Source organism: Shewanella sp. 10N.286.51.B7 (genome assembly GCF_002873615.1).
Classification (GTDB): Bacteria; Pseudomonadota; Gammaproteobacteria; order Enterobacterales; family Shewanellaceae; genus Shewanella; species Shewanella electrodiphila.
In genome coordinates, this window is record NZ_MCUF01000019.1 from 1 (window position 1) to 23,627 (window position 23,627).

25 protein-coding genes and 1 tRNA gene are annotated in these 23,627 nt (G+C 41.0%); 19 read left to right on the forward strand and 7 right to left on the reverse strand.

From position 1 onward, the window contains the following. Positions 1–49: 49 nt before the first annotated feature. Positions 50–125, forward strand: a tRNA-Val gene (locus tag BCU84_RS03250). A gap of 332 nt (positions 126–457) precedes the next feature. Here BCU84_RS03250 and BCU84_RS03255 read toward each other — a convergent pair. Continuing rightward, positions 458–2,287, reverse strand: coding sequence for an ABC transporter ATP-binding protein (locus BCU84_RS03255; protein ID WP_102526672.1), 1,830 nt, complete (start codon positions 2,285–2,287; stop codon positions 458–460). Between the two features lie 184 nt (positions 2,288–2,471). Here BCU84_RS03255 and BCU84_RS03260 point away from each other — a divergent pair, with 184 nt between their 5' ends. The 7 genes from BCU84_RS03260 to sstT all read left to right on the forward strand — a co-directional run bounded on the left by BCU84_RS03260 (position 2,472) and on the right by sstT (position 10,806). Further along, complete coding sequence (locus BCU84_RS03260; protein WP_241906348.1) at positions 2,472–4,100, forward strand: Ada metal-binding domain-containing protein; 1,629 nt, start codon at positions 2,472–2,474, stop codon at positions 4,098–4,100. Next, the gene (locus BCU84_RS03265) at positions 4,090–4,602 is read left to right on the forward strand and encodes a methylated-DNA--[protein]-cysteine S-methyltransferase (protein ID WP_241906349.1); all 513 of its coding nucleotides are present in this window, start codon (positions 4,090–4,092) and stop codon (positions 4,600–4,602) included. Before BCU84_RS03260 ends, BCU84_RS03265 begins: the two co-directional genes overlap by 11 nt. 253 nt (positions 4,603–4,855) lie before the next feature. After that, on the forward strand, positions 4,856–6,199 hold the full coding sequence (locus BCU84_RS03270) for a DEAD/DEAH box helicase (RefSeq protein ID WP_102526674.1): 1,344 nt from the start codon (positions 4,856–4,858) through the stop codon (positions 6,197–6,199). 97 nt (positions 6,200–6,296) lie between these two features. Beyond that, a complete protein-coding gene (locus BCU84_RS03275; protein WP_102526675.1) occupies positions 6,297–6,767 on the forward strand; it encodes a dual specificity protein phosphatase family protein in 471 nt (156 codons plus the stop codon). A gap of 114 nt (positions 6,768–6,881) precedes the next feature. After that, positions 6,882–8,399, forward strand: a complete 1,518-nt coding sequence (locus tag BCU84_RS03280; RefSeq protein WP_102526676.1) for a phospholipase D family protein — start codon at positions 6,882–6,884, stop codon at positions 8,397–8,399. A gap of 88 nt (positions 8,400–8,487) precedes the next feature. Further along, positions 8,488–9,366, forward strand: a complete 879-nt coding sequence (locus tag BCU84_RS03285) for a chemotaxis protein CheV (protein ID WP_102526708.1) — start codon at positions 8,488–8,490, stop codon at positions 9,364–9,366. A gap of 216 nt (positions 9,367–9,582) precedes the next feature. Further along, a complete protein-coding gene (gene sstT / locus BCU84_RS03290; RefSeq protein WP_102526677.1) occupies positions 9,583–10,806 on the forward strand; it encodes a serine/threonine transporter SstT in 1,224 nt (407 codons plus the stop codon). Positions 10,807–10,934: 128 nt separating this feature from the next. Here sstT and BCU84_RS03295 read toward each other — a convergent pair whose 3' ends face one another. Further along, positions 10,935–11,594, reverse strand: a complete 660-nt coding sequence (locus BCU84_RS03295; RefSeq protein ID WP_102526678.1) for an RluA family pseudouridine synthase — start codon at positions 11,592–11,594, stop codon at positions 10,935–10,937. Between the two features lie 139 nt (positions 11,595–11,733). Then, a complete protein-coding gene (locus BCU84_RS03300; RefSeq protein ID WP_102526679.1) occupies positions 11,734–12,330 on the reverse strand; it encodes an ACP phosphodiesterase in 597 nt (198 codons plus the stop codon). Positions 12,331–12,513: 183 nt separating this feature from the next. Here BCU84_RS03300 and BCU84_RS03305 point away from each other — a divergent pair, with 183 nt between their 5' ends. The 6 genes from BCU84_RS03305 (at position 12,514) to secF (ending at position 18,414) form a co-directional block, all read left to right on the forward strand. Then, positions 12,514–12,708: a hypothetical protein gene (locus BCU84_RS03305; protein ID WP_133146614.1), complete on the forward strand. Its 195-nt coding sequence runs from the start codon at positions 12,514–12,516 to the stop codon at positions 12,706–12,708. Between the two features lie 194 nt (positions 12,709–12,902). Next, positions 12,903–13,943, forward strand: a complete 1,041-nt coding sequence (gene queA / locus BCU84_RS03310; RefSeq protein ID WP_102526681.1) for a tRNA preQ1(34) S-adenosylmethionine ribosyltransferase-isomerase QueA — start codon at positions 12,903–12,905, stop codon at positions 13,941–13,943. Between the two features lie 144 nt (positions 13,944–14,087). Next, positions 14,088–15,221: a tRNA guanosine(34) transglycosylase Tgt gene (tgt, locus tag BCU84_RS03315; RefSeq protein ID WP_102526682.1), complete on the forward strand. Its 1,134-nt coding sequence runs from the start codon at positions 14,088–14,090 to the stop codon at positions 15,219–15,221. A 31-nt stretch (positions 15,222–15,252) separates the two neighbouring features. Beyond that, positions 15,253–15,585, forward strand: a complete 333-nt coding sequence (gene yajC / locus BCU84_RS03320; protein ID WP_102526683.1) for a preprotein translocase subunit YajC — start codon at positions 15,253–15,255, stop codon at positions 15,583–15,585. 17 nt (positions 15,586–15,602) lie between these two features. Next, positions 15,603–17,453 carry a protein translocase subunit SecD gene (gene secD / locus BCU84_RS03325; protein ID WP_102526684.1) on the forward strand — a complete coding sequence of 617 codons (1,851 nt, stop codon included), beginning with the start codon at positions 15,603–15,605 and terminating at the stop codon, positions 17,451–17,453. A gap of 13 nt (positions 17,454–17,466) precedes the next feature. Beyond that, entirely contained in the window at positions 17,467–18,414 is a 948-nt protein-coding gene (secF, locus tag BCU84_RS03330) for a protein translocase subunit SecF (RefSeq protein ID WP_102526685.1), read from the forward strand. A gap of 90 nt (positions 18,415–18,504) precedes the next feature. Here the strand turns inward: secF and BCU84_RS03335 are convergent, their stop codons facing one another. Then, the gene (locus BCU84_RS03335; protein ID WP_102526686.1) at positions 18,505–18,729 is read right to left on the reverse strand and encodes a hypothetical protein; all 225 of its coding nucleotides are present in this window, start codon (positions 18,727–18,729) and stop codon (positions 18,505–18,507) included. Continuing rightward, positions 18,726–19,124, reverse strand: coding sequence for a DUF3224 domain-containing protein (locus BCU84_RS03340; RefSeq protein WP_102526687.1), 399 nt, complete (start codon positions 19,122–19,124; stop codon positions 18,726–18,728). The genes BCU84_RS03335 and BCU84_RS03340 overlap by 4 nt, the downstream gene beginning before the upstream one ends. Positions 19,125–19,254: 130 nt before the next feature. On the opposite strand from BCU84_RS03340, the gene BCU84_RS03345 reads away from it, so the two are divergent. From BCU84_RS03345 to BCU84_RS03365, 5 genes are all read left to right on the forward strand, one after another. Further along, the gene (locus BCU84_RS03345) at positions 19,255–19,572 is read left to right on the forward strand and encodes a DUF2007 domain-containing protein (protein WP_102526688.1); all 318 of its coding nucleotides are present in this window, start codon (positions 19,255–19,257) and stop codon (positions 19,570–19,572) included. Positions 19,573–19,736: 164 nt separating this feature from the next. Beyond that, positions 19,737–20,690, forward strand: a complete 954-nt coding sequence (locus BCU84_RS03350; protein ID WP_102526689.1) for a bifunctional precorrin-2 dehydrogenase/sirohydrochlorin ferrochelatase — start codon at positions 19,737–19,739, stop codon at positions 20,688–20,690. Positions 20,691–20,834: 144 nt separating this feature from the next. Continuing rightward, on the forward strand, positions 20,835–21,371 hold the full coding sequence (locus BCU84_RS03355) for a YaeQ family protein (protein WP_102526690.1): 537 nt from the start codon (positions 20,835–20,837) through the stop codon (positions 21,369–21,371). A gap of 297 nt (positions 21,372–21,668) precedes the next feature. Next, complete coding sequence (locus BCU84_RS03360; RefSeq protein WP_102526691.1) at positions 21,669–22,244, forward strand: CBS domain-containing protein; 576 nt, start codon at positions 21,669–21,671, stop codon at positions 22,242–22,244. 142 nt (positions 22,245–22,386) lie between these two features. After that, a complete protein-coding gene (locus BCU84_RS03365) occupies positions 22,387–22,848 on the forward strand; it encodes a GNAT family N-acetyltransferase (RefSeq protein WP_102526692.1) in 462 nt (153 codons plus the stop codon). 158 nt (positions 22,849–23,006) lie between these two features. On the opposite strand, the gene BCU84_RS03370 is transcribed toward BCU84_RS03365, so the two are convergent. Next, on the reverse strand, positions 23,007–23,393 hold the full coding sequence (locus tag BCU84_RS03370; protein ID WP_241906350.1) for a rhodanese-like domain-containing protein: 387 nt from the start codon (positions 23,391–23,393) through the stop codon (positions 23,007–23,009). 11 nt (positions 23,394–23,404) lie between these two features. Further along, a complete protein-coding gene (locus tag BCU84_RS03375) occupies positions 23,405–23,623 on the reverse strand; it encodes a DUF2892 domain-containing protein (protein WP_102526693.1) in 219 nt (72 codons plus the stop codon). Positions 23,624–23,627 lie beyond the last annotated feature (4 nt).

The window sequence follows — 23,627 nt, forward strand, 5'->3', positions numbered from 1 at the left end:
TATCGACCACCATTCTTTTCGTAAAGAATTAAAACATTATGAAATCCCAGGTCGATTAGCTCAGCTGGGAGAGCACCTCCCTTACAAGGAGGGGGTCACTGGTTCGAGCCCAGTATCGACCACCATTTCTTTTTTATTCCTGTTTTACCTATCTAAAAATTCTTCATTTCAAATATTAAATTCGTACTTTAAAGTCGTTGTGTTTTCTTTACTTACTTCATAAATCTAAGTCTATTTTTGTGTCTGTCTCTAACTCTATTTCTATCTCTATTTCTATTTCTAATTCCCTCTACATCTCTGATCTTTTTTGTGGAATGCTCAGTTTTCGCAGGTAACCCAATACATGTGTGATTGACTGGGTTCGTTTAATTAGAGCTTGATTAAACCACTAAAAAAGCCGCTCAACATGCATTGAACGGCTTAGTAGGGGATAACGAATCGTTATTTTATTAAGCGATTAATCTATACCGAGGAAGCCACCTGTTTGGTGTGCCCATAACTGCGCATAAATACCCCCCGACTTTATCAATTCCTGGTGCGTACCTTGTTCAACAATCTTGCCCTTGTCCAAGACAATTAACCTGTCCATTGCTGCGATGGTTGATAAACGATGGGCAATGGCAATCACAGTTTTACCTTGCATTAATTCATATAAACTTTCCTGAATCGCTGCTTCTACTTCAGAATCGAGAGCTGATGTTGCCTCATCGAGTAACAAAATTGGCGCGTTTTTAAGCAGCACACGGGCAATCGCGATACGTTGGCGTTGACCACCTGATAATTTAACACCGCGCTCGCCGACCTGTGCATCAAGTCCAGTATTACCAAAGGGATCTGATAAGTCTTTAATGAACTCACTAGCTTGGGCTTGTTCAATCGCTGCTAATAATTGTTCATCAGATGCGGTTGGGTCGCCATACAAAATGTTTTCACGAATTGAGCGATGCAGTAATGAGGTATCTTGAGTCACCATGCCAATCATCGAGCGCAAAGAGTCCTGAGTGACATCGGTGATCTTTTGGTCATCAATTGCAACGTGGCCTTTTTCGACATCATGAAATCGCATTAGCAAATTTACCAATGTAGATTTACCTGCGCCAGAGCGGCCGACTAAACCAACTTTCTCGCCCGCTTTGATGTTCAAGTTCAAGTCGTTAATGACATCAGATGCTTCACCATAATTAAAGCTGACATCATTGAAATCAATTTTACCATTGTCTACAACGATATCTTTCGCATCTGTTTTATCTTCAATTTCAATCGGTTTCGATAAGGTGTTCATCCCATCTGTTACTGTACCTATGTTCTCGAACAGTGAGCTGATTTCCCACATGATCCATTGAGACATGCCATTTAGGCGCAATGCCAAGCTGACAGCGATTGCAATCGCACCCACAGTGATGGCGTTATCTGCCCATAACCAAATCGATACTGCCGCAATGGTAAATGCCAACAAATAGTTAATTGCTTGAACCAGCACGTTAATGATAGTCACTAGACGCATTTGACCATACACAGTCTGTAAGAAGCCCATCATGCTGTCTTGGGCGTAATCTGCTTCTTGTTTGGTGTGCGAGAATAACTTTACAGTTGAAATATTGGTGTAACTGTCAACAATTCGTCCTGTCATGGTCGAGCGTGCATCAGCTTGCTTAGTAGAAATTGCTTTTAGTTTCGGCACGAGTTTCCACTGAATAGCAACATAAGCAAATAACCACACTAGCATCGGTAGCATTAAACGCACATCAGCACTGGCAATCATCACTAGCATTGAGGTGAAATAAATAATGATGTACATCAGTACATCAAGCAATTTCATCACGGTTTCTCTGACAGCTAGTGAGGTTTGCATGACTTTGGTGGCAATACGTCCGGCAAAGTCGTCCTGATAAAACGAAACGCTTTGTTTAAGCAAATAACGGTGTGCTTGCCAGCGTATCGCCATCGGGTAGTTACCCAGAAGTGTCTGATGAACAATAGAAGCATGCAGCCAGACCAATGCAGGGATCACCACTAAGACAATTACGGACATACCAATGAGGGTGTTCCCTTCATCCTGCCATAATGTCTCAGGGTTTTTAGTGACTAACCAGTCTACTAATTTGCCCATAAAACCAAATAAAGACACCTCTAAAATGGCCAAAATAGCGGTTAATATCGACATAATGATTAGATGCTTTTCAAACCCGCGAGTGTAATGACGGCAGAAAGCATATACGCCTTTAGGGGCTTGCGACGGCTCTTCTTGAGGAAGGGGATTGGTTAACGATTCGAAAAATTTAAACATCAACAGCTCAAACAAATATTAGTTAACGATAGGATACCGTAACTTGTGAACGAAGTGTTGAATTGATTATGACAATTGATGTCAGCATTAAATCTACATTGAGTTCCGTTTTCCGCTAGTGAGTGGCGACAACTTTGGTTAAAGTAGATTCACATTTTAAGATTGTGAGTTAGTTTACGCCGCCATGAAAACTATTAATAAAACGGATACCCATCAATCAAACGAGATGCCAGTGGGTTTGTCTTCGCTTGCTTACAATCATTGCCATTTACCTGATGATACCTGCAGACAAGCAAGACTAAGTCGAGATGCACGTTTTGATGGCCGATTTTTCATTGGGGTTAAAACCACAGGTATCTTTTGTCGCTCAATTTGTCCAGCATCGCCGCCAAAAGAGCAAAATGTGATTTATTTTGATTCAGCGATCAAAGCTGCAGAAGCAGGGCTTAGACCTTGTTTACGCTGCAGGCCTGACAGTGCGCCGCAATCTAACGCTTGGAAAGGCACCAACACCAGTTTACTGCGGGCCATTAGCTTGATTGATGCAGGGTGTTTAAGTGGTGAGAATGCAGAATCTTTAACCCAATTGTCTGCACGTCTTGGCATAAGTTCTCGCTATTTGAGTCAGTTATTTAACAAACAGCTTGGAACATCGCCCAAAAAATATGCTCTATACCGCCAGTTAATGTTTGCTAAACAATTATTGCATCAAACACAGCTACCTATTACTGATGTGGCCATGGCGGCAGGTTTCAATAGTATTAGACGATTTAATGAAGTGTTTAAAGCGCAACTGCAACTGACGCCATCTCAATTAAGGCGTTCACCGTCTGCTAAAACGAATACTAATCCTATTGCCAGGAAAGGGATTAAAAACAAACCAGCTCTTGATACACATGCCAGTTTCTCCCATGGGATTAACTTATTGCTGGATTACCGTCCGCCATTTTTATGGTCTGATTTATGGGCATTTTACAAAGTTCGCGCGGTTGAAGGTATGGAGTGGCTTGATGAACAGTCGCTCATATATGGACGTAGTTTTTCACTGGATTTTGATGATATTTCAATTAGAGGCACATTTGAAATCTCAGAAGTTAACGCAAAAAACCAGTTATTACTGAATGTGCAATTCGAACGTGAGCAAGATATTGGCTATTTATTTCAAGTTGTTCAATATGTAAGAAAAATATTAGATTTAGACGCTGATATGGATGTAATAGAAGCTTCTTTTTCTCCATTAGTGTCTATGGGGATGCATGTATCATCTGGCCTTAGGATCCCCGCGGCAGCATCAGTTTTTGAGGCGGGTTGCCGAGCTGTGTTAGGGCAGCAGGTGAGCGTCATTCAGGCGAGTAAATTGCTTAATGTGCTAGCAGTAAATTACGGCGATAAAGCAGTCATAGGCCAGCGAGAAGTGCTGTTTTTTCCTAAAGCTGAACAGGTTGCCACAGCAGGACTTGATGAGTTTAAAATGCCTGGCGCCAGAAAACGTGCATTAAACGGCTTAGGTCAATTCGTTGCTGATAACCCGTTAGCCTCACCCGAAGCCTGGATTGAGGTGAAAGGCATAGGCCCGTGGACGATTGCTTACGCCAGAATGCGCGGAGAAAGTGACCCTAATATCTTTTTAGGTGGCGATTTAGTGATTAAAAATAGACTTAAAGCACTCATAGCAAAGCAAGACATTACTTTAGGAACTACGACAGACTTTACACCTAAATATTATCAACAGCTTGTAGAGAAAATCAGTCAGCAAGTCAGCCCTTGGGGCAGTTATTTAACCTTTCAATTATGGAAAAATGATGAAAATTAATAATCAACCGCCAGTGTTTCAACAGGTTATTGCTAGTCCTGTTGGCTATCTGAAACTACAAGCATCAACGCATGGGCTGACTCACTTACAAGTGGTTGCCGAATCAACCACACTGGATGCGTTATCTAAGGCGGACTCAGGAGAGGTCAATCAAGCGAAAGCTATTGTTATTCAAGCTATTGAAGAATTACGCGAGTATTTTTCAGGTGAAAGGCAAGATTTTGATGTCAAATTAGCAGCCAAAGGAACTGAGTTTCAGCAGCAAGTTTGGCAAGCATTAAAGGCGCTGCCCTTTGGCGATATTTGTAGTTATGCGGCCATTGCCGATACGATTGAACGCCCCAAAGCGGTTAGGGCTGTTGGCGCCGCAAATGGCGCAAACCCAATTGCGATAATTGTGCCTTGTCATCGAGTGATTGGCAAAGATGGCAGCTTAACGGGTTATGCTTACGGACTTGAAATGAAGCAATTTTTATTGAACTTGGAAGGGGTCAACTTGTAAAGGATGGACTCACTAAGATTAAGCTAAGAGCGAATGAAGTCATTCATTAAATATTAGCGAGCTATTGATGAGGGCATTTCTTTAGTTTTAATCATTTCTAATCTAGCTTGAGTCCACTTTTTAGCTGCTATGTATCATTTAGCTTATTAAATGCGCATAGCATGCGCAATATCGCTAACTTAACCTGCTCAAATAAGCTAAAATACTCTCAAAGCTATATCCAATTTCTATTTTATTTGAGCATCCATAATTAATGACATCAGCTAACAACTCTCCTGTTACTTCGCAGACAAGTGCAACATCTTTTGCCGAGCTTGGCCTTATTGCACCTATTAACAATCGTCTTGCGGAAATGGAATATAAAACGCCAACACCTATTCAGGCACAGGCTATTCCGAGTGTTATTGCAGGAAAAGATCTATTAGCTGGCGCCAATACGGGTTCAGGTAAAACTGCTACATTTGTTTTACCTATTCTGCAAAAGATCCATCAAGCCCAACAAGGCGCTAAAAAAGATAAAGGCAACTTTGTTTCGGCATTAGTGCTAGTGCCTACACGAGAGCTTGCAAAACAAGTTGCTGACAGTGTGAAGTCTTATGCTGTTCATTTTAATGGTGCAATTAAATCAACAGCCGTGTTTGGTGGTGTATCAGCCAATACGCAAATGTTAGCGCTACGTGGCGGCACAGATGTCTTAGTGGCAACTCCTGGGCGTTTACTTGATTTGATTTCGAGCAATGCGATTAAGTTAGATAAAGTTGAAACCTTAGTGCTTGATGAAGCTGACCGAATGCTGAGTCTTGGTTTTACTGAAGAGTTATCATCTTTGCTTGCCTTAATGCCACAGAAAAAACAAACCTTGTTGTTCTCTGCTACGTTCCCTGAAGAAGTTCGCACACTGACAGATAATCTGCTGCAAGACCCTGTTGAAATCCAATTGCAGAGCGCGGATGCCAGCACATTAGTACAACGGGTGTTTACGGTAAATCGTGAAAAGAAAACTGCGCTTCTTGCTGAGCTAATTAAGCAAAATAAATGGCGCCAAGCGCTTATCTTTGTCAATGCGAAAAATAGCTGTAAGCATCTAGCCGATAAATTATCAAAGCGTGGCATTACTGCGGAAGTCTTTCATGGTGATAAAGGTCAAGGCGCACGTAACCGCGTTTTAGAGGGCTTTAAAGCAGGCGATATTGAAGTGTTAATTGCCACTGATATTGCAGCCCGTGGTTTAGATATTGAGAAACTGCCAGTGGTGATTAACTTTGATTTACCACGAAGCCCAGCTGATTATATGCACCGTATTGGTCGCAGTGGCCGTGCTGGTGAAGTGGGCTTAGCGTTATCTTTGATTGCCCATGCTGATTACCATCATTTCAGTATTATCGAGAAAAAGAACAAAATTCGTTTAGAGCGTGAAACCTTTGTTGGCTTTGAACCTGATGAAGAAATGCCTGACGATGAATATGCTGTAGAAAAGCCAATGGCAAAACCAGCTGGTACGGGTAAGAAAAAGAAGAAAAAACAAGCACCTGTTAATGTTGATATTTGGGCTGGTATTGCTAAAGAAGATAGCGATAAAGATGACAGTGCTCAATAACACCATTTGAATAATGGAAGCTTATGAGGTTCAGGGATTGATTCTACGTTAAATGATAAATAAACCCGAATCATAAATTTAAGAGTAACCATTAAATATGAAGCAGTTATTTTGGTTAGTAGATGGCGTTATCGCCGGTCGAAGTGGTCCCAATAAACATGAATGGGATGTCGCAGAGTTAAAAGCCGCTGGTATTGGTGCGATTGTATCGCTCAATAACGGTGAAGGTGTCGATGAAGATCAACTAGCAGCGTTAGGTATTCGCTACCTTTGTACGCCTTTTTCAAGAAATATTCCGCCACAGGAAGGTGACGTTGCTATTTGCACTGAACAAGCGCCAAAAGCGCTGGCATTTATTCGTCAATGTGAGGCTGATAATATTGCCGTGTTGATACATTGTCGCTCAGGCAAAGATAGAACGGGTATTATGATGGCGTATTATTTGATGGATAATGGCGCTGCCCCTGTTCACGCGGTAAGCCAAGTGCGCAGTATCCGCGATATCGCATTTAGTTCAGAAGGCTGGGATCAATTAGTTTTTGACGTGCTATATGCTTTGCAAGATTAGTTAGCCTCAAATTAGTTAGCCTCAAATTAGTTAGCCTCAAGTTAGTTAGCCTAGAATGAGTTGTCCTAGAATAGGATCAAAGGTTTAAATCCATAACGAGAAAGGAATCGGTGAATGCACAACAATAAATACATATTTATCTTATGTTTTGTGTTTGCTTTTTTTATTTCCGGTTGTGCATCTCAGGTGGAATTTGAACCTTTAGAGCCTCAATATAAACTTGCTCCCCCCAAAGATTCAGTGTTAGCGGAATATGTCGAATCGCATAAAAAACCAGAATTAACCGGTGTTAAAACCTTAGCTGATGGCCTTGATGCATTCATCGCTCGTTTAGCAATGATTGAAAGCGCAACAACAAGCATTGATTTGCAGTACTACATTTATCGCAATGATGATGTCGGTAAGATGCTCACGCTGTTTTTATATCAAGCAGCTGAGCGTGGTGTGAGAGTGCGTATTTTATTAGATGATATGACCACTGCTAGCTATGATGATGGATGGATGGTGATTGCTAATCATCCTAATATTTCTGTAAGGCTATTTAACCCTTCCTATGAAAGACATTATCGTGGCATTGCATTCATTACTAATTTCACTCGCATGAATCATCGCATGCACAATAAGTCATTAACCATAGATAACTTAGTGAGCATTGTGGGCGGCAGAAATATTGGCGCTGAATATTTTTCTGCAAACGAAGATGTCGAATTTGGTGACTTAGATGTACTGACTATCGGTGAGGCTGTTGATGACGTCTCAACCCAGTTTGATACCTATTGGAATTCTAAACAAGTTCAAAGCATTCAACAACTTGTTCCTGCCAACGATATAAATACCAACCTTGAACTACTGATCCAAGAAGCGGCAAATTATAAAGCGACATTAGCGAGTAGTGAATACTATAAACGCCTTGAGAACAGCAGTCTGCTAGAAAGGCTTAAAAACCAGTCTGTGCAGTGGTACTGGGGTAAAGCTGATGTTGTCTATGACCCACCTAATAAGCTCAAAGCGAGTAGCGACACTCCCATTTTACTTGATGATCTAAACTACTTTTTTAATCAAACTCAGCAAAGATTAGTGATTGTGTCACCGTATTTTGTTCCAGGAGATGCGGCAACCAATGCTTTTATTAAAGGAGTAAAACAAGGTAAAGACATTACCATTGTTACAAACAGCTTAGCGGCGACGGATGTACTTGCTGTTCATGCTGGTTATCAGCAGTACCGTCAAAAGTTGGTTGAAGGCGGGGTTAAAATTTACGAAGTAAAAGGCAGTCCAACTGAGAAAAAATCTAGCTGGAAGGGCAGTAGTCGTAGCAGCCTGCACGCTAAGACATTCGTCATTGATGAAGACATGGTCTTTGTCGGCTCTTTTAATTTCGACCCTCGTTCAGCATTGATTAATACTGAAATGGGCATTGTGATTGAAAGTCAACAATTAGCCAAAGACATGGTTGCAGGGTTAACTGAGTCAGCCGTTTCTAAAGCCTATGAACTCGCTATCGAAGATGGCGACTTGGTCTGGATAGACAATACAGATGGCAAGGTTATTTATGCAGAACCAGGCGCAGGTTTTTGGCGCAAATTCTTTGCGGATTTTCTTGCATTATTGCCAATAGAGTCACAACTTTAACCCCTAAAACTCAATTAGTTTCGCCTAAATTTGATATGTTATTATCGGTATGGTTAACTCAATTTAATGTATTTTAATGGGTGATTTTATGAAGAGCAAAGCGAGCCAATCTCAGGGGCTGTTACTGTTTCATCTCTCTCATATTCAGCAATTTGCCTTAGGTACGTTGAAGATCCGCGAAATTGTCCCATTTAGTAATTTATCCAAAATTCCACGTTCTCACCCATCAATTCTGGGTGCGGCGACTATTCGCGGTAATACTATTGCCGTGATTGATATGGCAGCAGCTATTGGCTTTAAAGCTATTTCGCCAGATGAGCAAAAAGATTGTTATGTGATTATCACTGATTGCCAGAGAATGGTGATTGGTTTTCTAGTCAGAGCCATTGATAAAATCATTGAGTGTAATTGGCGCGACATTGAAGCGCCAGCGTCCAACCTAGGTCATAATGTGTTTTTAACTGGGGTGACGCGCTTAGATAATAAATTAGTTCAACTACTCGATGTTGAACTTCTGATGGCTAAAATATTCCCACATGATCCTGCTGCAAACCGCGCAATACTGACAGATGTTCAGCGTGAACAATTAAAGCCGATGCGTATTTTATTGGTGGATGATTCCAAAGTTGCCAGAAAGCAATTATCCGATGCGCTCGACTCGATTAACATTCCATATGATGTGACTTCAGATGGTCATGATGCATTGCAAATAATGCGTGATGCAGCAGCCCAACAAAAACCTATTAATATTTTAGTCAGTGATATTGAAATGCCAGGGCTTGATGGCTATGAGTTAGCATTTGAAGTAAAGAACAATCCTGAGCTAGCGAACGCGTACATCATTTTGCATACTTCGCTTTCCAGTGAGATAAGTGTCAGTCAAGCTAAGCAAGTCGGCGCCAATGAAGCGCTGACCAAATTTGATGCTCATGAATTAATCGATGCCATGCTACGTGGTGCTAAATAGTGGTTTTGCTAGGGTTTTAACCTACTGCATTATAATTGGTCACATGTTGGCTAAATGTGGTTTGTTTGGAACTAGTGAGTAATATTAGCGTATCATTTTGCCCTCAGACTAGACTTTAGCCATTTCATCCGATATATACCTATCAGAGCTTATTAAAAGCCGCACAAATATTAGAGCTTATTAAAAGCCATAAATATAATAATCATAGGTCAAGCAATGAATCAAAATCAATCACTGTTAGCGCGGGTTGCTAACGGTAGCTTAGTGCTACAAATTCTCGTCGGTATTGTTCTCGGTGTTATCCTCGCCACAGTTTCAACCTCAGCAGCTACTCAAGTGTCATTTTTAGGTAGTTTATTTGTTGAAGCGTTGAAAGCTGTTGCACCTATTTTAGTGTTTGTCTTAGTGGCATCATCAATTGCAAATCAAAAGAAAAACACCCAAACCAATATGCGACCTATTATCGGCTTGTATTTGGTTGGCACGTTAGCTGCTGCATTAACGGCTGTGGCATTTAGTTTTGCATTTCCAACAACGTTATTACTTGCAGGTGGTGTTGAAGGGTCTAACCCGCCACAAGGCATTGCAGAAGTATTGAATACATTGCTATTCAAAATTGTAGATAACCCAGTAAATGCCATTTTAACAGGTAACTATATTGGTATTTTAGCGTGGGCTGTGGGTCTGGGGATCACATTACATCATGCGAGTGATTCAACGAAGAAAGTGGTGTCAGATTTAAGTGACGGCGTAACTAAAATCGTTCGTTTCGTAATTCGTTTCGCACCTATTGGTATCTTTGGTTTGGTTTCTGGCACAATTGCAGCGACTGGTTTTGAAGCATTAGCGGGATACGCTCAATTATTGGGTGTGTTAGTGGGTTCAATGCTGTTTATCGCATTAGTGGTTAACCCGATTATTGTGTACATAAAAATCAGACGTAACCCTTATCCATTGGTACTGAAATGTTTACGTGAAAGTGGCGTGACTGCATTCTTTACGCGCTCAAGTGCAGCGAATATTCCAGTGAATATGGCATTGTGTGAAGAGTTAAAACTTCATAAAGATACTTACTCAGTATCCATTCCATTAGGTGCAACCATTAACATGGGCGGCGCGGCAATTACGATTACAGTGCTGACGCTTGCAGCTGCAAATACCTTAGGTATTCAAGTCGACTTCTTAACCGCTGTGTTATTAAGTGTGGTTGCAGCGGTATCAGCTTGTGGTGCGTCAGGTGTTGCTGGCGGTTCGCTATTATTAATTCCATTAGCTTGTGGCTTATTTGGCATTTCAAATGATGTGGCGATGCAAGTGGTTGCTGTTGGTTTCATTATTGGTGTGGTTCAGGACTCTGCTGAAACAGCATTAAACAGTTCTACCGATGTCGTATTCACTGCTGCAGCATGTGAAGCTGCGGAAGCGAAAGAAAACAGCTAATAAATCACTATTTATAAGCTATAAAAAAAACCGCTCATATGAGCGGTTTTTTATTTTAGTCATTGGGTCAATATCAATTACTAATCATCAATCACTATTCACTAAATCTTAGCTGCTAGCCCTTTACCTTAGTCACTAAAAGGGTGCTTGCTGAAAAAGGTTCGCTGCTTTTGCGTGTAAGGATGGGTAATTGTTAGCATTTGCGCGTGCAGGCTCAATCTATCTCTTAGCGAGACGGTATTCTCATCAGCATAAAATGCATCACCTAATATCACATGGTTGAGTGCTAGCATGTGAACGCGCAGTTGATGTGTTCTACCTGTTTCTGGCATCAGTTTAACCAGAGTATGCTCTGGGTGTCTTTCAATCACTTCATAATGCGTAACCGCTGTTTTTCCTTGTTCAGATACAATCTGAAAAGGCGGGTTAGTTTTGTCGGCTGCTAATGACAAATCTACAGTGCCTGAGTCACTCTCAAGTTGGCCCTTAACCTCTGCGATATAAACCTTTTTGGTTTTACGGTCTTGAAATTGGGTCTTTAAATGAGATTCGGCCTTCTTATTACGAGCAAATACCATTACACCTGAGGTATCACAGTCTAAACGATGCACTAAGATGGCTTCAGGAAATAGTTTTTGCACTCGTGTAATAGCACAGTCATGTGTCGCAGGTGCTTTACCCGGATTAGCGAGTAATCCAGCTGGCTTATTGATGACAATGATATCGCGGTCTTTATAACGGATATCTAGCCAAGGAATACTAGGTGGTTGGTAATCAAAAATTTGCATGAAGTCGCATCGGTTTACAAAATAGTGGGGTATTTTAGCAAAGTTTTCGCTGTGCAGTAATGATTAACGCACAGCGAATAACAATAATGGTCTAATCTAGCTTGCTCTGGTGGATTATACGCGTCGGTGCTTGACCTGACTATGGCAGGTATTGCTCAGGTGTTTTTCTACTATAAATTCGACTGTATGCCATTAATTGCGGATAAAAGGTTCTAAATGCAATTTCAATATCGACATATAATGTATCTACATCTTTGATGGCCGTGTTAAACAATTCAGGTTTTGAAATTCTCCGACTCACGCCTTCAATGGCTTTATTCAATCCTTGTTTAGTTTGATAGCTGGATAGCCAATCTTGTTCGATAATGCTGGGAATGATGAGTTGCAACTTTTCCGGTAAGTCAGAAGTGTCCTCAAGACTGCGATAAGCTTTTTGAGTAAAGTCAGCCAAAGGCTCCTGATGATATTCATCCCAATAAAAGGCCAAGTAATGGTCAAAGGCTAAATCCACCAATATTGGTGCGACTCGGCGAGATGATTTTGGGAATAATTTGATTAAGTCCACAATTAATTCATGGCTATCAGTTATTTGATCTATCTGCCTATGAAGCCAAATCCCTTGCTGTAAATGCTGTGGGAAGTGTTTTATATCGCCTTTTGCAAAGTCACCAGCGAGATTGGCTGCCAAATGAGTATTGCTGATATCGGCTAAATGTAGGTGAGCAAGAAAGTTCATATTTTGTACTTTTATTTTTTGAATTTTTCAGTATGATGCTTAACCACGTAGTGAAAAGTTAAACGCCTGCTGACATCTTTTAAGTCTAGTTTCAATCATATAGATTTCTACTCAAATGTCATTGGTATTATTTTTCAGGGATGTTACGTCTAATTATAAAAATCGGTTTAAGGATCATGGATGATGAAAAACTGGATAATGTCAGTACTGGGTCAACAACCTAATCGCAAGCGTACCAAAATTGAAGTTGACCTTCGATTCGAAAAGCAATCTTTTCTACCTGAAAATAACTCTTTAGCTGAAGAAACTGATGCAGCAAAATCTGCTGCAGAATTAGATAGCAATATCCATCAATTCAAATCGCCCAATATTAAGTAACCCTCCGAACGGTTAAAAGCTGAACTGAAATTTGGTTCAGCATTCAATGTAGATCGATTCTTTACTCAATCACATTCAGATATTTGTTTCCTGCTGCTGGCAAACCAAAGATTAAATCACCGTCTAAACTTGATATTCATGGGCGGTAGTCCTAGACTAGCGGCCGTTTTTATTGTCTTTAAAAGAGTATAGATATGCGCGTTGCTGATTTTTCTTTTGATTTACCAGATGAACTTATTGCCCGCTACCCAATGGCGGAGCGAAATGCATCAAGATTATTGACCCTTGACGGCAATAGCGGTGCATTAGCAGATCAGCAATTCACTGACGTGTTGTCGAAAGTAAACAGTGGCGATTTGATGGTGTTTAATAACACTCGTGTTATTCCCGCGCGTCTATTTGGCCAAAAAGCCTCAGGCGGTAAACTCGAAATTCTTGTTGAAAGAATGCTTGATGATAAGCGTATTCTTGCTCACGTTCGTTGTTCAAAATCGCCGAAAGTTGATTCAATTGTCATCCTAGATGGCGGTTATGAAATGAAGATGCTTAAGCGTCATGACGCGCTATTCGAATTAGAACTGGATTCTGATAAAACGATTCTTGAAGTGCTAGAAGAAGTGGGTCATATGCCACTTCCTCCATATATTGACCGTCCTGACGAAGATGCTGATAAAGAGCGTTATCAAACGGTTTACAATCAAACTCCTGGCGCAGTAGCTGCGCCAACTGCAGGCTTGCATTTTGATGATGCAATGCTGGCTGCATTAAAAGACAAAGGCGTGAATATTGCTTTTGTGACTTTGCATGTCGGGGCTGGGACTTTTCAACCTGTTCGTGTTGATACCATTGATGAGCATGTGATGCATTCTGAGTGGGCTGAAGTCTCTCAAGAAGTGGTTGATTTAATCGCGGCAACCAAACAAGCAGGTCATCGAGTCATTGCAGTGGGTACTACGTCGGTTCGTTCACTTGAAAGTGCGGCCAAAGCAAGTGGTGATAATCCATTAGCTGAGTTTAAAGGCGACACTGATATTTTTATTTTCCCAGGTTACGAGTTCAAAGTCATTGATGCCATGGTGACTAATTTCCATTTACCAGAATCAACTTTGATCATGCTAATTAGTGCATTTTCAGGTTTTGATAATGTAATGAATGCCTATCAACACGCGATCGAACAAAAATACCGCTTTTTTAGCTATGGCGATGCCATGTTTTTAACGAAAAAAGCCCCGTAACGATTGATTTTGATCTAAAATACCCGCCCACAGAGGTGGGTATTTTTTTGGGTTAATTTTAACTTATTACTTGAAGTTATCACTTATGCCCTCATGTCTTATGCAACAACAACGAGTCAGACTGTTTATCTGGCAAGGTGATTTATGAATTTTGAACTTGATACAACAGACGGACGCGCACGTCGCGGCCGCTTAGTTTTTGAACGTGGCACGGTTGAAACACCTGCTTTTATGCCAGTTGGCACTTACGGCACCGTTAAAGGTATGACACCAGAAGAAGTTCGTGCGACGGGTGCGGATATTTTACTGGGTAATACATTCCATTTATGGCTACGTCCTGGTGAAGAAATTATGCGCAAGCATGGTGACTTACACGACTTCATGAACTGGCAACGTCCTATTTTAACCGATTCAGGTGGATTCCAAGTATTTAGCTTGGGCGACATCCGTAAAATTACCGAAGAAGGTGTACATTTCCGTTCACCAATTAATGGTGAAAAGATTTTCTTAGACCCTGAAAAGTCTATGCAAATCCAAAACTCATTAGGCAGCGATGTCGTGATGATTTTTGACGAATGTACTCCGTATCCAGCAACGCATGACGAAGCACGTAAATCAATGCAGATGTCTCTGCGTTGGGCACAACGTTCACGTGACGAGTTTAACCGCTTAGAAAATCCAAATTCTTTATTTGGTATTGTTCAAGGTGGTGTATATGAAGATTTACGCGACGAAAGCGTTAAAGGCTTAACTGACATCGGTTTCGATGGTTACGCCGTGGGTGGTTTGGCAGTTGGTGAGCCAAAAGAAGACATGCACCGCATTTTAGAGCATGTTTGTCCTCAGCTACCAGAAGAAAAACCGCGTTACTTAATGGGCGTGGGTAAACCAGAAGATTTAGTGGAAGGCGTTCGCCGTGGTGTAGACATGTTTGACTGTGTTATGCCAACTCGTAATGCCCGTAACGGTCACTTATTTACTTCTGAAGGTGTCATCAAAATTCGTAATGCTCGTCATCGCGATGATACCGCTCCTTTAGATGAAAGCTGTGATTGTTATACCTGTAAGAATTATTCACGTGCTTATTTATATCACTTAGATCGCTGTAATGAGATCTTAGGTGCGCGTTTAAACACCATTCATAACCTACGTTACTATCAAATTTTGATGGAAGGTTTGCGTGGTGCTATTCAGACGGGTACATTAGACGCCTTCGTTACGGATTTTTATACTAAGTTGGGTCGTGAAGTCCCACCAGTACCAGAATTACAAGACTGATTTTTAATCTAGAAAACAAGAAGAGAGTAATATGTTAATTTCAAATGCATACGCAAACGCAGCTGGCGCACCACAAGGTGGCGGCACGATGGAACTGATTTTCATGCTAGTAGTTTTTGGCTTGATTTTCTACTTTATGATTTTCCGTCCTCAGTCAAAGCGCGTTAAAGAGCACAAAAGCCTAATGTCAGCATTAAGCAAAGGCGATGAAGTGCTAACAAGCGGCGGCATTTTAGGCAAGATTGCTAAAATCAGCGAAGACAGTGATTACCTTTTATTGAGCATCAATGAAACAAGTCAAATCACTATCAAGAAGGATTATGTTGCAGCGGTATTGCCTAAAGGTTCTATCCAGTCGTTGTAAGCCAAGAGGGCTCAGGTGTGTTAAATAAATACCCAATGTGGAAAAACATCATGGTGTTGCTTGTCCTCACCATTGGTGGTTTCTATGCAATTCCAAACCTTTATGGTGAGGATCATGCGGTACAAGTCGTAGCGACTCGTGGCGCAGAAGTAACAGCTTCAACACTATCGTCAGTAAATGGATTACTTGAGAGTAAAGGCATTGCGGTAAAGCGCGCTGAGCTCGAAGATGGACAATTAATTGTCCGTGTTCAAAATGCTGAACAGCAATTATTGGCAAGAGAAGCAATTGCAGAAAGTTTAGGTGACAAATATACCGTTGCATTAAACTTAGCGCCAGCTACCCCTGAATGGCTTGATGCCATGGGTGGGACGCCAATGAAATTGGGTCTTGATTTACGTGGCGGTGTTCATTTCTTAATGGAAGTGGATATGGGCGAAGCCATTCGTAAGATGGAAGAAGCCAAAATTGCTGATTTCAGAAGCCAATTACGTGAACAGAAAATCCGTTATGCCGGCGTTCGTAAAACGGCTAAAGGCTTAGAAATCAAGTTCCGTGATGCTGACAATCTTGCTAAAGCTGAACGTTATTTAAAATCGTTAAGCAATGAAATGGTATTCACCGACGGTAGCGTTGGCGAAAACTATGCTTTATACGCAAGCATGAGTGATGTTTATTTGAGTCAAATCAAAGAAGACGCACTTCAGCAAAACATCACTACTATTCGTAATCGTGTTAACGAGTTAGGTGTTGCTGAGCCAGTTGTACAACGTCAAGGTGCAGAACGTATTATTGTTCAGTTACCAGGTGTTCAAGATACTGCGCGCGCAAAAGAGATTTTGGGTGCAACCGCATCGATTGAATTTCGCATGGTAGATGATAAAGCTGACCAAGCCGCAGCTGCTGCTGGCCGCGTTCCTGCATCATCTGAAGTTTACCCACGTCGTTCTGGCGGTATTGCTGTATTGAAAAAAGAAGTGATGCTAACGGGTGATCATATCACTGGTGCTCAACCTTCATTTGACGAATACAGTCGTCCACAGGTGTCAATTAACCTTGATGCTAAAGGCGGTAATATCTTCTCAAACGTGACTAAAGACAACATTGGTAACCCAATGGCGACTTTATTTATTGAGTATAAAGATAGCGGACAACGTAACCCAGATGGCACAGTGAAAATGACTAAGATTGAAGAAGTCATTTCAGTTGCAACTATTCAGGCACGTCTTGGCCGTAACTTCGTGATTAATGGACTTGACCATGCTGAAGCACAAAGTTTAGCGTTACTGCTACGTGCAGGTGCTTTGATAGCGCCGGTAACGATTGTTGAAGAACGCACAATTGGTCCAAGTCTTGGTGCTGAAAATATCGAAAACGGTAAAATGGCGATGATATGGGGCATGATAGTTGTCTTAATCTTTATGCTTATTTATTACCGTGCATTTGGCGTCATCGCAAACTTAGCGCTAACTGCTAACTTAGTGATGGTTGTGGGTGTAATGTCGATGATCCCAGGTGCAGTATTAACCCTGCCAGGTATCGCAGGTATGGTACTAACAGTCGGTATGGCTGTTGATGGCAACGTGCTTATTTTCGAACGTATTCGTGAAGAGTTGTTAGCAGGTCGTAGTGTTCAACAGGCAATTCATGAAGGGTATGCGAATGCATTCTCTACCATTGCCGATGCGAACATCACAACCTTTATGACTGCCTTGATTCTATTTGCTGTGGGTACTGGTGCTGTAAAAGGTTTCGCAGTCACACTAATGATAGGTATCGCAACGTCTATGTTTACATCTATTGTGGGAACACGTGTCATCGTGAATCTCATGTGGGGTGGTAAACGCGTTAAGAAACTGTCTATTTAAGGAGACGTCGACTATGTTACAAATATTTTCAGTTACCAAAGCGATCGACTTCCTTAAGCATGCGAAGGTTATCAGTCTTTTATCGGTTATTCTTGTTGTTGGTTCTCTACTCTCTTTAGGGGTTAAAGGCATCAACTGGGGACTTGATTTTACTGGCGGTACCGTCGTTGAACTTGAGTTTTCTCAGCAGGTTGATTTGATTCAACTGCGCAGCGGACTTGATGCTGATGAAGCAGAAGGTGCGGTGGTTCAAAACTTTGGCTCAAGCCGTGACGTATTAATTCGTCTTCCGGTACGAGAAGAAATCAAAAGTGATGACCAAGTTAGTGCCGTTATGGAAGCTGCTCGTTCAATTGATTCGAACGTGATTCAAAAGCGTGTTGAGTTTGTTGGACCTCAAGTCGGTAAAGAGTTAGCCGAGCAGGGCGGTCTAGCCGTTATTGTTGCGTTAATTTGTATTTTGATTTACGTATCATTCCGTTTTGAATGGCGCTTAGCAATGGGTTCAGTTGCGGCACTTGCTCATGACGTTATTGTTACTTTAGGTGTTTTCTCAATCTTACAACTTGAGTTTGATTTGACTGTATTAGCGGGCTTATTGACCGTTGTCGGGTATTCATTGAACGATACGATTGTTGTATATGACCGTGTTCGTGAAAACTTCCTCAAGATGCGTAAAGGCGGCCCTAATGAAGTCGTCAATAAGTCAATTACTCAAACTATGAGCCGTACCATTATTACAACAGGGACAACCCTTGTGGTAGTGATTGCACTGTTCCTTAAAGGTGGCACGATGATCCACGGATTCGCAACAGCATTGCTGTGCGGTATCTTTGTGGGTACCTATTCATCTATTTACGTTGCAAGTTTCTTAGCGATTAAGCTTGGGATCTGTCGTGAACATATGATGCCTGTTGAGATTGAAAAAGAAGGCGCTGATCAAGACGCTGTTATGCCTTAATGATTAACTTATTAAGGAAATAGCTAATAATTAGCGAACCCAAAAGCCACTCAATATTGAGTGGCTTTTTTGTGAATGTCATTTAGCGAATTAAGCGCTTTGTTGGGATAACAAATGTTGGAAGACGAGAGGAGAAATTGCAGCAATAAACTGGCCATTAGCAGGGTGTAATACATCGAGCTCAACCCAACCATCCGTTGAAAGTTGCTCTAAAACGTTAACCTGGGTACTGTCCACCGCTTGAGCCTCCCACAGCCCTTTTGCTTTGATAATGCCAAAATTGGTATGTAACCGAGTAATCGTAAATGGGATCATAATTGAGTCACTTCGATTTGATAATGGGCTTGGCCTTTTTCACCAGAAGTAAAAGTACCGTGTCCTTGAATATTAACTAACTCACCTTGGCCAGAATTAGGCACAATCATAAAACGGCTGCTGGCAATGCCATTTTCAAACTTGCCATCATGCTGTAATACGAAACTGCCAGATTTACCACTAACACTCACTTCAACGTTCTCATAACCGCAAAATACTGCCATGCCGTCGGCGGTATAGCACATAATGTATTTAGGCTGGCTGACCCCTTCAAGATCACCAGAATACATTTGGGTAATACTTGCTGACGTTTGTTTCGCGCCATCAGGGTGCTGGATATCGGTGGTTTCATCCCAGCTGGTAATTTGAAAGATGCCTGATATTTGAAGATTCATATTGTTCTCCTTTTAGAACTAACATGAGCATATATTGAGTATAAAGTTTAATCAATGCTCGACAGCAAGAACCATTTGCAAGTAGGATAATTAAAAATTTGCCAGCAGAGCAATAGCAGTAAGGATAATAATGGAAGATAGAAAAGTACTATTAACTGGTGGAAACTTGCTCCAGGCACACACTTGGAAAGGACTACTGGAAACAAATGGCATCATGGTCGAGCTCACAGGCGAAGCATTAGTGGGGGGCGTCGGCGAACTTCCTACTGAAATGCAAACTGTCGATCTATGGGTTAACCAAAATCAATTAGAGCAAGCTCGCTCAATTCTTGAATCACATGATATGGATCGTCCTCAATGGCAATGTTTACATTGTCATGAAATGAATGACGGCAGTTTTGAATTGTGTTGGCAATGCAGTTCGCCCCAAAGTACACCTCATAACTAATATACATAATGAATACCAATAGCGAATAGCCATAACCAATGACCCAAAACTAAGATAATGAGTTAAATCATATTAATTGATTATCTTTGATAGCCAAATTGACTAGGACAATCACTGATTAAATTGGTTATAGTCAGGTCATTGTGATATTTCGAGACGAATCAATGCAATACTTTCCATTGTTTGTGGATACTAAAAATTTAAGTGTATTAATTGTTGGTGCTGGTGAAGTAGCAACCAGAAAGTTAGATTTATTATCTCGTACAGAAGCCGAAATCGACGTTATTGCGCCAGATATTGCTGCCGAAATCCGTGTTTATGAACAAAAGGGTCGTATCAAGCTTTATCAACGTGCAGTTCACGCTGATGACATTGCCGATTATGATGTTATTTACATGGCGACGGCTAATGAACAGCTGAATATGGATTATGCGGTTTTGGCCACTCAAAAAGGAATTTGGGTAAATGTTGTCGATAATCCAAGTTTCTGCCGCTTTATTACCCCGTCAATTGTCGACAGAGGAAGATTAGTCGTCGCGATTAGTACTGCTGGTGCTGCGCCTGTATTCGCTCGTACCATTCGCTCACGCCTTGAAACGTTATTACCGCAATCATTGAGTCCATTATTTGATTTCGTCGCTTCTAAGCGCATTGAAGTACAGCATCAAATTACTTCAGGTAAAGACAGACGATTATTTTGGGAACGTTTTTTTAATCTCAATAATGATCGTTTTGATAGTGGCACGCAAAGCCATTACCAAGATGCATTTGAAAGTTATGGCGCCGAAGGTGAAATTTTATTATTTAATGAAAATGATAATGCAGGATTGCTTCCTATTGCCGCCATGCCATTACTACAAAAAATAGATACGTTTTATTCTGATATGACTCAAAATGGTGTTAATCATGAGGCAATTAGTGCTAACCACCATAGCTTAACCGATATTAATGAGTTAGTAAGACGTGATGCCAGTCGTGAAAGCATTCCTACATTGAGCGAAATTGCTGAGAAATATCAACATGGCGATAGGATGTTACTGGTGGTCAATCAAGAAAAACTGAATAAGCTTAAAGCGCATTTTCCTATGGCCAAACATCTACAACCTGGCGCTTTATAATATTAACGTGATTGAGTTCATTTTTATAAAATTGATGCCGAGAGTGGTAAAATAAGGTCTGTTTGATAACCGCGTATCATAAACCGAGTTTCATACTGAAGTTAAACAGTATAAACTCGGTTTTTTTATTTGACTGGAACCCTCATGGCGCCTAAAGCTACCGTCTTTAAAGCTGCACTTCAAATTGCTGATATGGACAGAAATTACTATGCTGACCATCAATTAACGATTGCTCAGCATCCTTCAGAAACTGATAGCCGTATGATGGTAAGAATTCTTGCGTTTATTATGAATGCCTCAGACGCTTTGCAGTTTAGCAAAGGCCTTTGTGTTGATGATGAGCCTGAGCTATGGGAAAAGAGCCTTTCAGATGAAATCATGCTTTGGATTGAATTTGGTCAAGCTGATGAAAAATGGCTACGCAAAGCGTGCGGCCGTTCAAAGCAAGTGCAATTAATCACATATGCGGGTCGCAGTGTACCTATCTGGTGGCAGCAAAATGAACAGGCGCTTCAACGCTATAAGAACCTGTCAGTATTTAATATTGATGAAGACAGTGTTAAAGCTATGGAAGTGTTTGTCGCGCGCAGCATGAAGATTCAAGTGAGCATTAGTGATGGCGAGATTTGGCTGTCTGATGACACTAACAGTTTGATGATCCAACCTGAGCAGTTAAAGTAACAGCAAACTAAATATGGACTATAATTTGTAGGTTACCAAGTCTTAGTAACCTTGCCTTAGTTATAACGACGTGCGCCATTTTTAAAATGGCTAATATAATAACTTTTATGGCTGTGACCGTTTTAAACAGCGGTTTCAGAAGGTTATATATTTAGTTTTCAATATATTTACTGACTCTGTTTTTTACAAAATATGTTTTTTACAAGATATGTTTTAACGGGTAAATGTTGAAGCAACCAGAATAGACTCGATAACAAATTGGGATTTGTACTAGAACAGTCTACGAAGGATGTGACAATGAAGACGCTATCGTTAAAAACTATTGAAAAAATAGATCTACTCGCTCGGCCAGAAGTGGCTGAGCATATCAATATATTCTCTGCCGCCTCTGCAGTTTTCACCGATTTTAAAACCCTCAAACCTTTAGTCATTAAAATGAACACCGCAGCTGTCGATGTTGAACATTTGATGAAACAATCCCATGTTAGGCTCAAAATAGTGATTGATGAAAAAGGCCACTTTATGGGCTTAGTCAGTTTGCAAATGCTTCATAGCCAAGAAATGCAAAAACATGTCGCACAAGGCTTCCCAAGGGAGCAGTTATTATTGTCCGACTTCATGCTGCCAAAAGATGCCTTAAAAGCCATTGATTACCAAGAACTTTCAAAAGCGCGCATTTGTGATGTGATTGATACGCTTAAACATTCTCAGCATCAGCATTGTTTGGTTGTCGATGAGCAACGAGATGTGATTCGGGGACTTATTTCAGCAAATGATATCGTGCGAAAATTAAAACTCCCGATCGATGTGAGCCTTAATCCTAGCTTTATGGAAATAGCCGATAGCATCGAGAAAGTAAAAGTCGCTAGCTGAATGTGGTGAATTGCATACAGTTATTGAAGTTACTTAGGTCATTGAAGTTTTGTTCTGAAATGATTAAATCAAATCATCTTTGGTGTTGTTTTTCAAAAGTATAATCATTAATGTCTAATAAACCTTTTTAGATGGAGTGATTATGCATATTCGAAAGGCAACCATTGACGATGCTCCAGACGCATTTGAAATTCGTAATCTGGCGATTTTATCACAATGCAAAGGCCACTATAGCGATGATATATTGACTAAGTGGACAGATGGAGAGTTACCGACAGAGTTTGCTCATGCATTCGCAAAATATGGTTTTGTTTCTGAAATCGAAAACAAAGTGGTTGGTGTTGGTATGCTTGATGTTGATAACGGTATGGTCGATGCCATATTTGTTCGCCCAGAGTCTTTCGGTAAAGGCTTAGGTAAGCGAATGCTTAAGCATCTAGAAGCTCAAGCAAGGCGAGTAAACTGTAAAGAACTGAGGTTGGATGCCACGTTAAATGCAGCCGCATTCTACAGAAGTTGTGGTTTTGAAGGACATAATCAGTCTGTTTGGCATTCTCCTAGAGGGATCGATCTTGCCTGTATTCCGATGGTTAAAGTCCTTTAGCGTCAGTGCTATCATTTATGTTCGGCTATACAAATAAACCGAGTTCACGAGTAATGAATGATAAAGAGTTAGACATTAAAAAAGCCTCATCAATGAGGCTTTTTTGTGTCACAAATAGATACCAATATTGAGATCGTTGTTGGGATCAGTTAACGAGGTTAATTAGCCTCATGTGCGCGCAATATTTCAAATCCACCGCCATTATAGCTTTGAGTAAAACCGGCTTTGACCAGTTCTGCAGTAGCAATGCCACTGCGTCTTCCACTACGACAATAGAGTACGATTGACGTATCTTTTGACAGCTTTTGCTCGGTTAATTTGTTTAGCACCACTTCAAAAGGGATATTGATAGCCCCTTCTAAATGTCCTGCTGCAAACTCTTGTTCAGTGCGGACATCAAGCAGTATCGCTCCAGCATTAATTTTATCCCAAGCCACACTTGGAACCTTATCTTCAGCACTTGAAATAGCTGAAAACATCAATGCTAAGCAGCCAATAACCAGTAATGCTGTTTGATGAAAAAAGCGAGAGTGTCGTTGTTGCACAGGCGTTCCTTTTATTCTTTTTGTAGCATTGCTAATTCAGTGGCCGTTTTGACACCTAGCTTTTTAAACAGCATTGCAGCTGGGCAAAAGCCAGTGAAGGCACTTTGTAATAGATTAGCGCCAACAAACACGGTTAGCCAGATAAAGTTATGATCTAGCCAAGCTGTTAATGCCAATGACAACAACACCATAAAACCGGCAAATGCCATAATAACTCTTTCTAAAGACATGTGA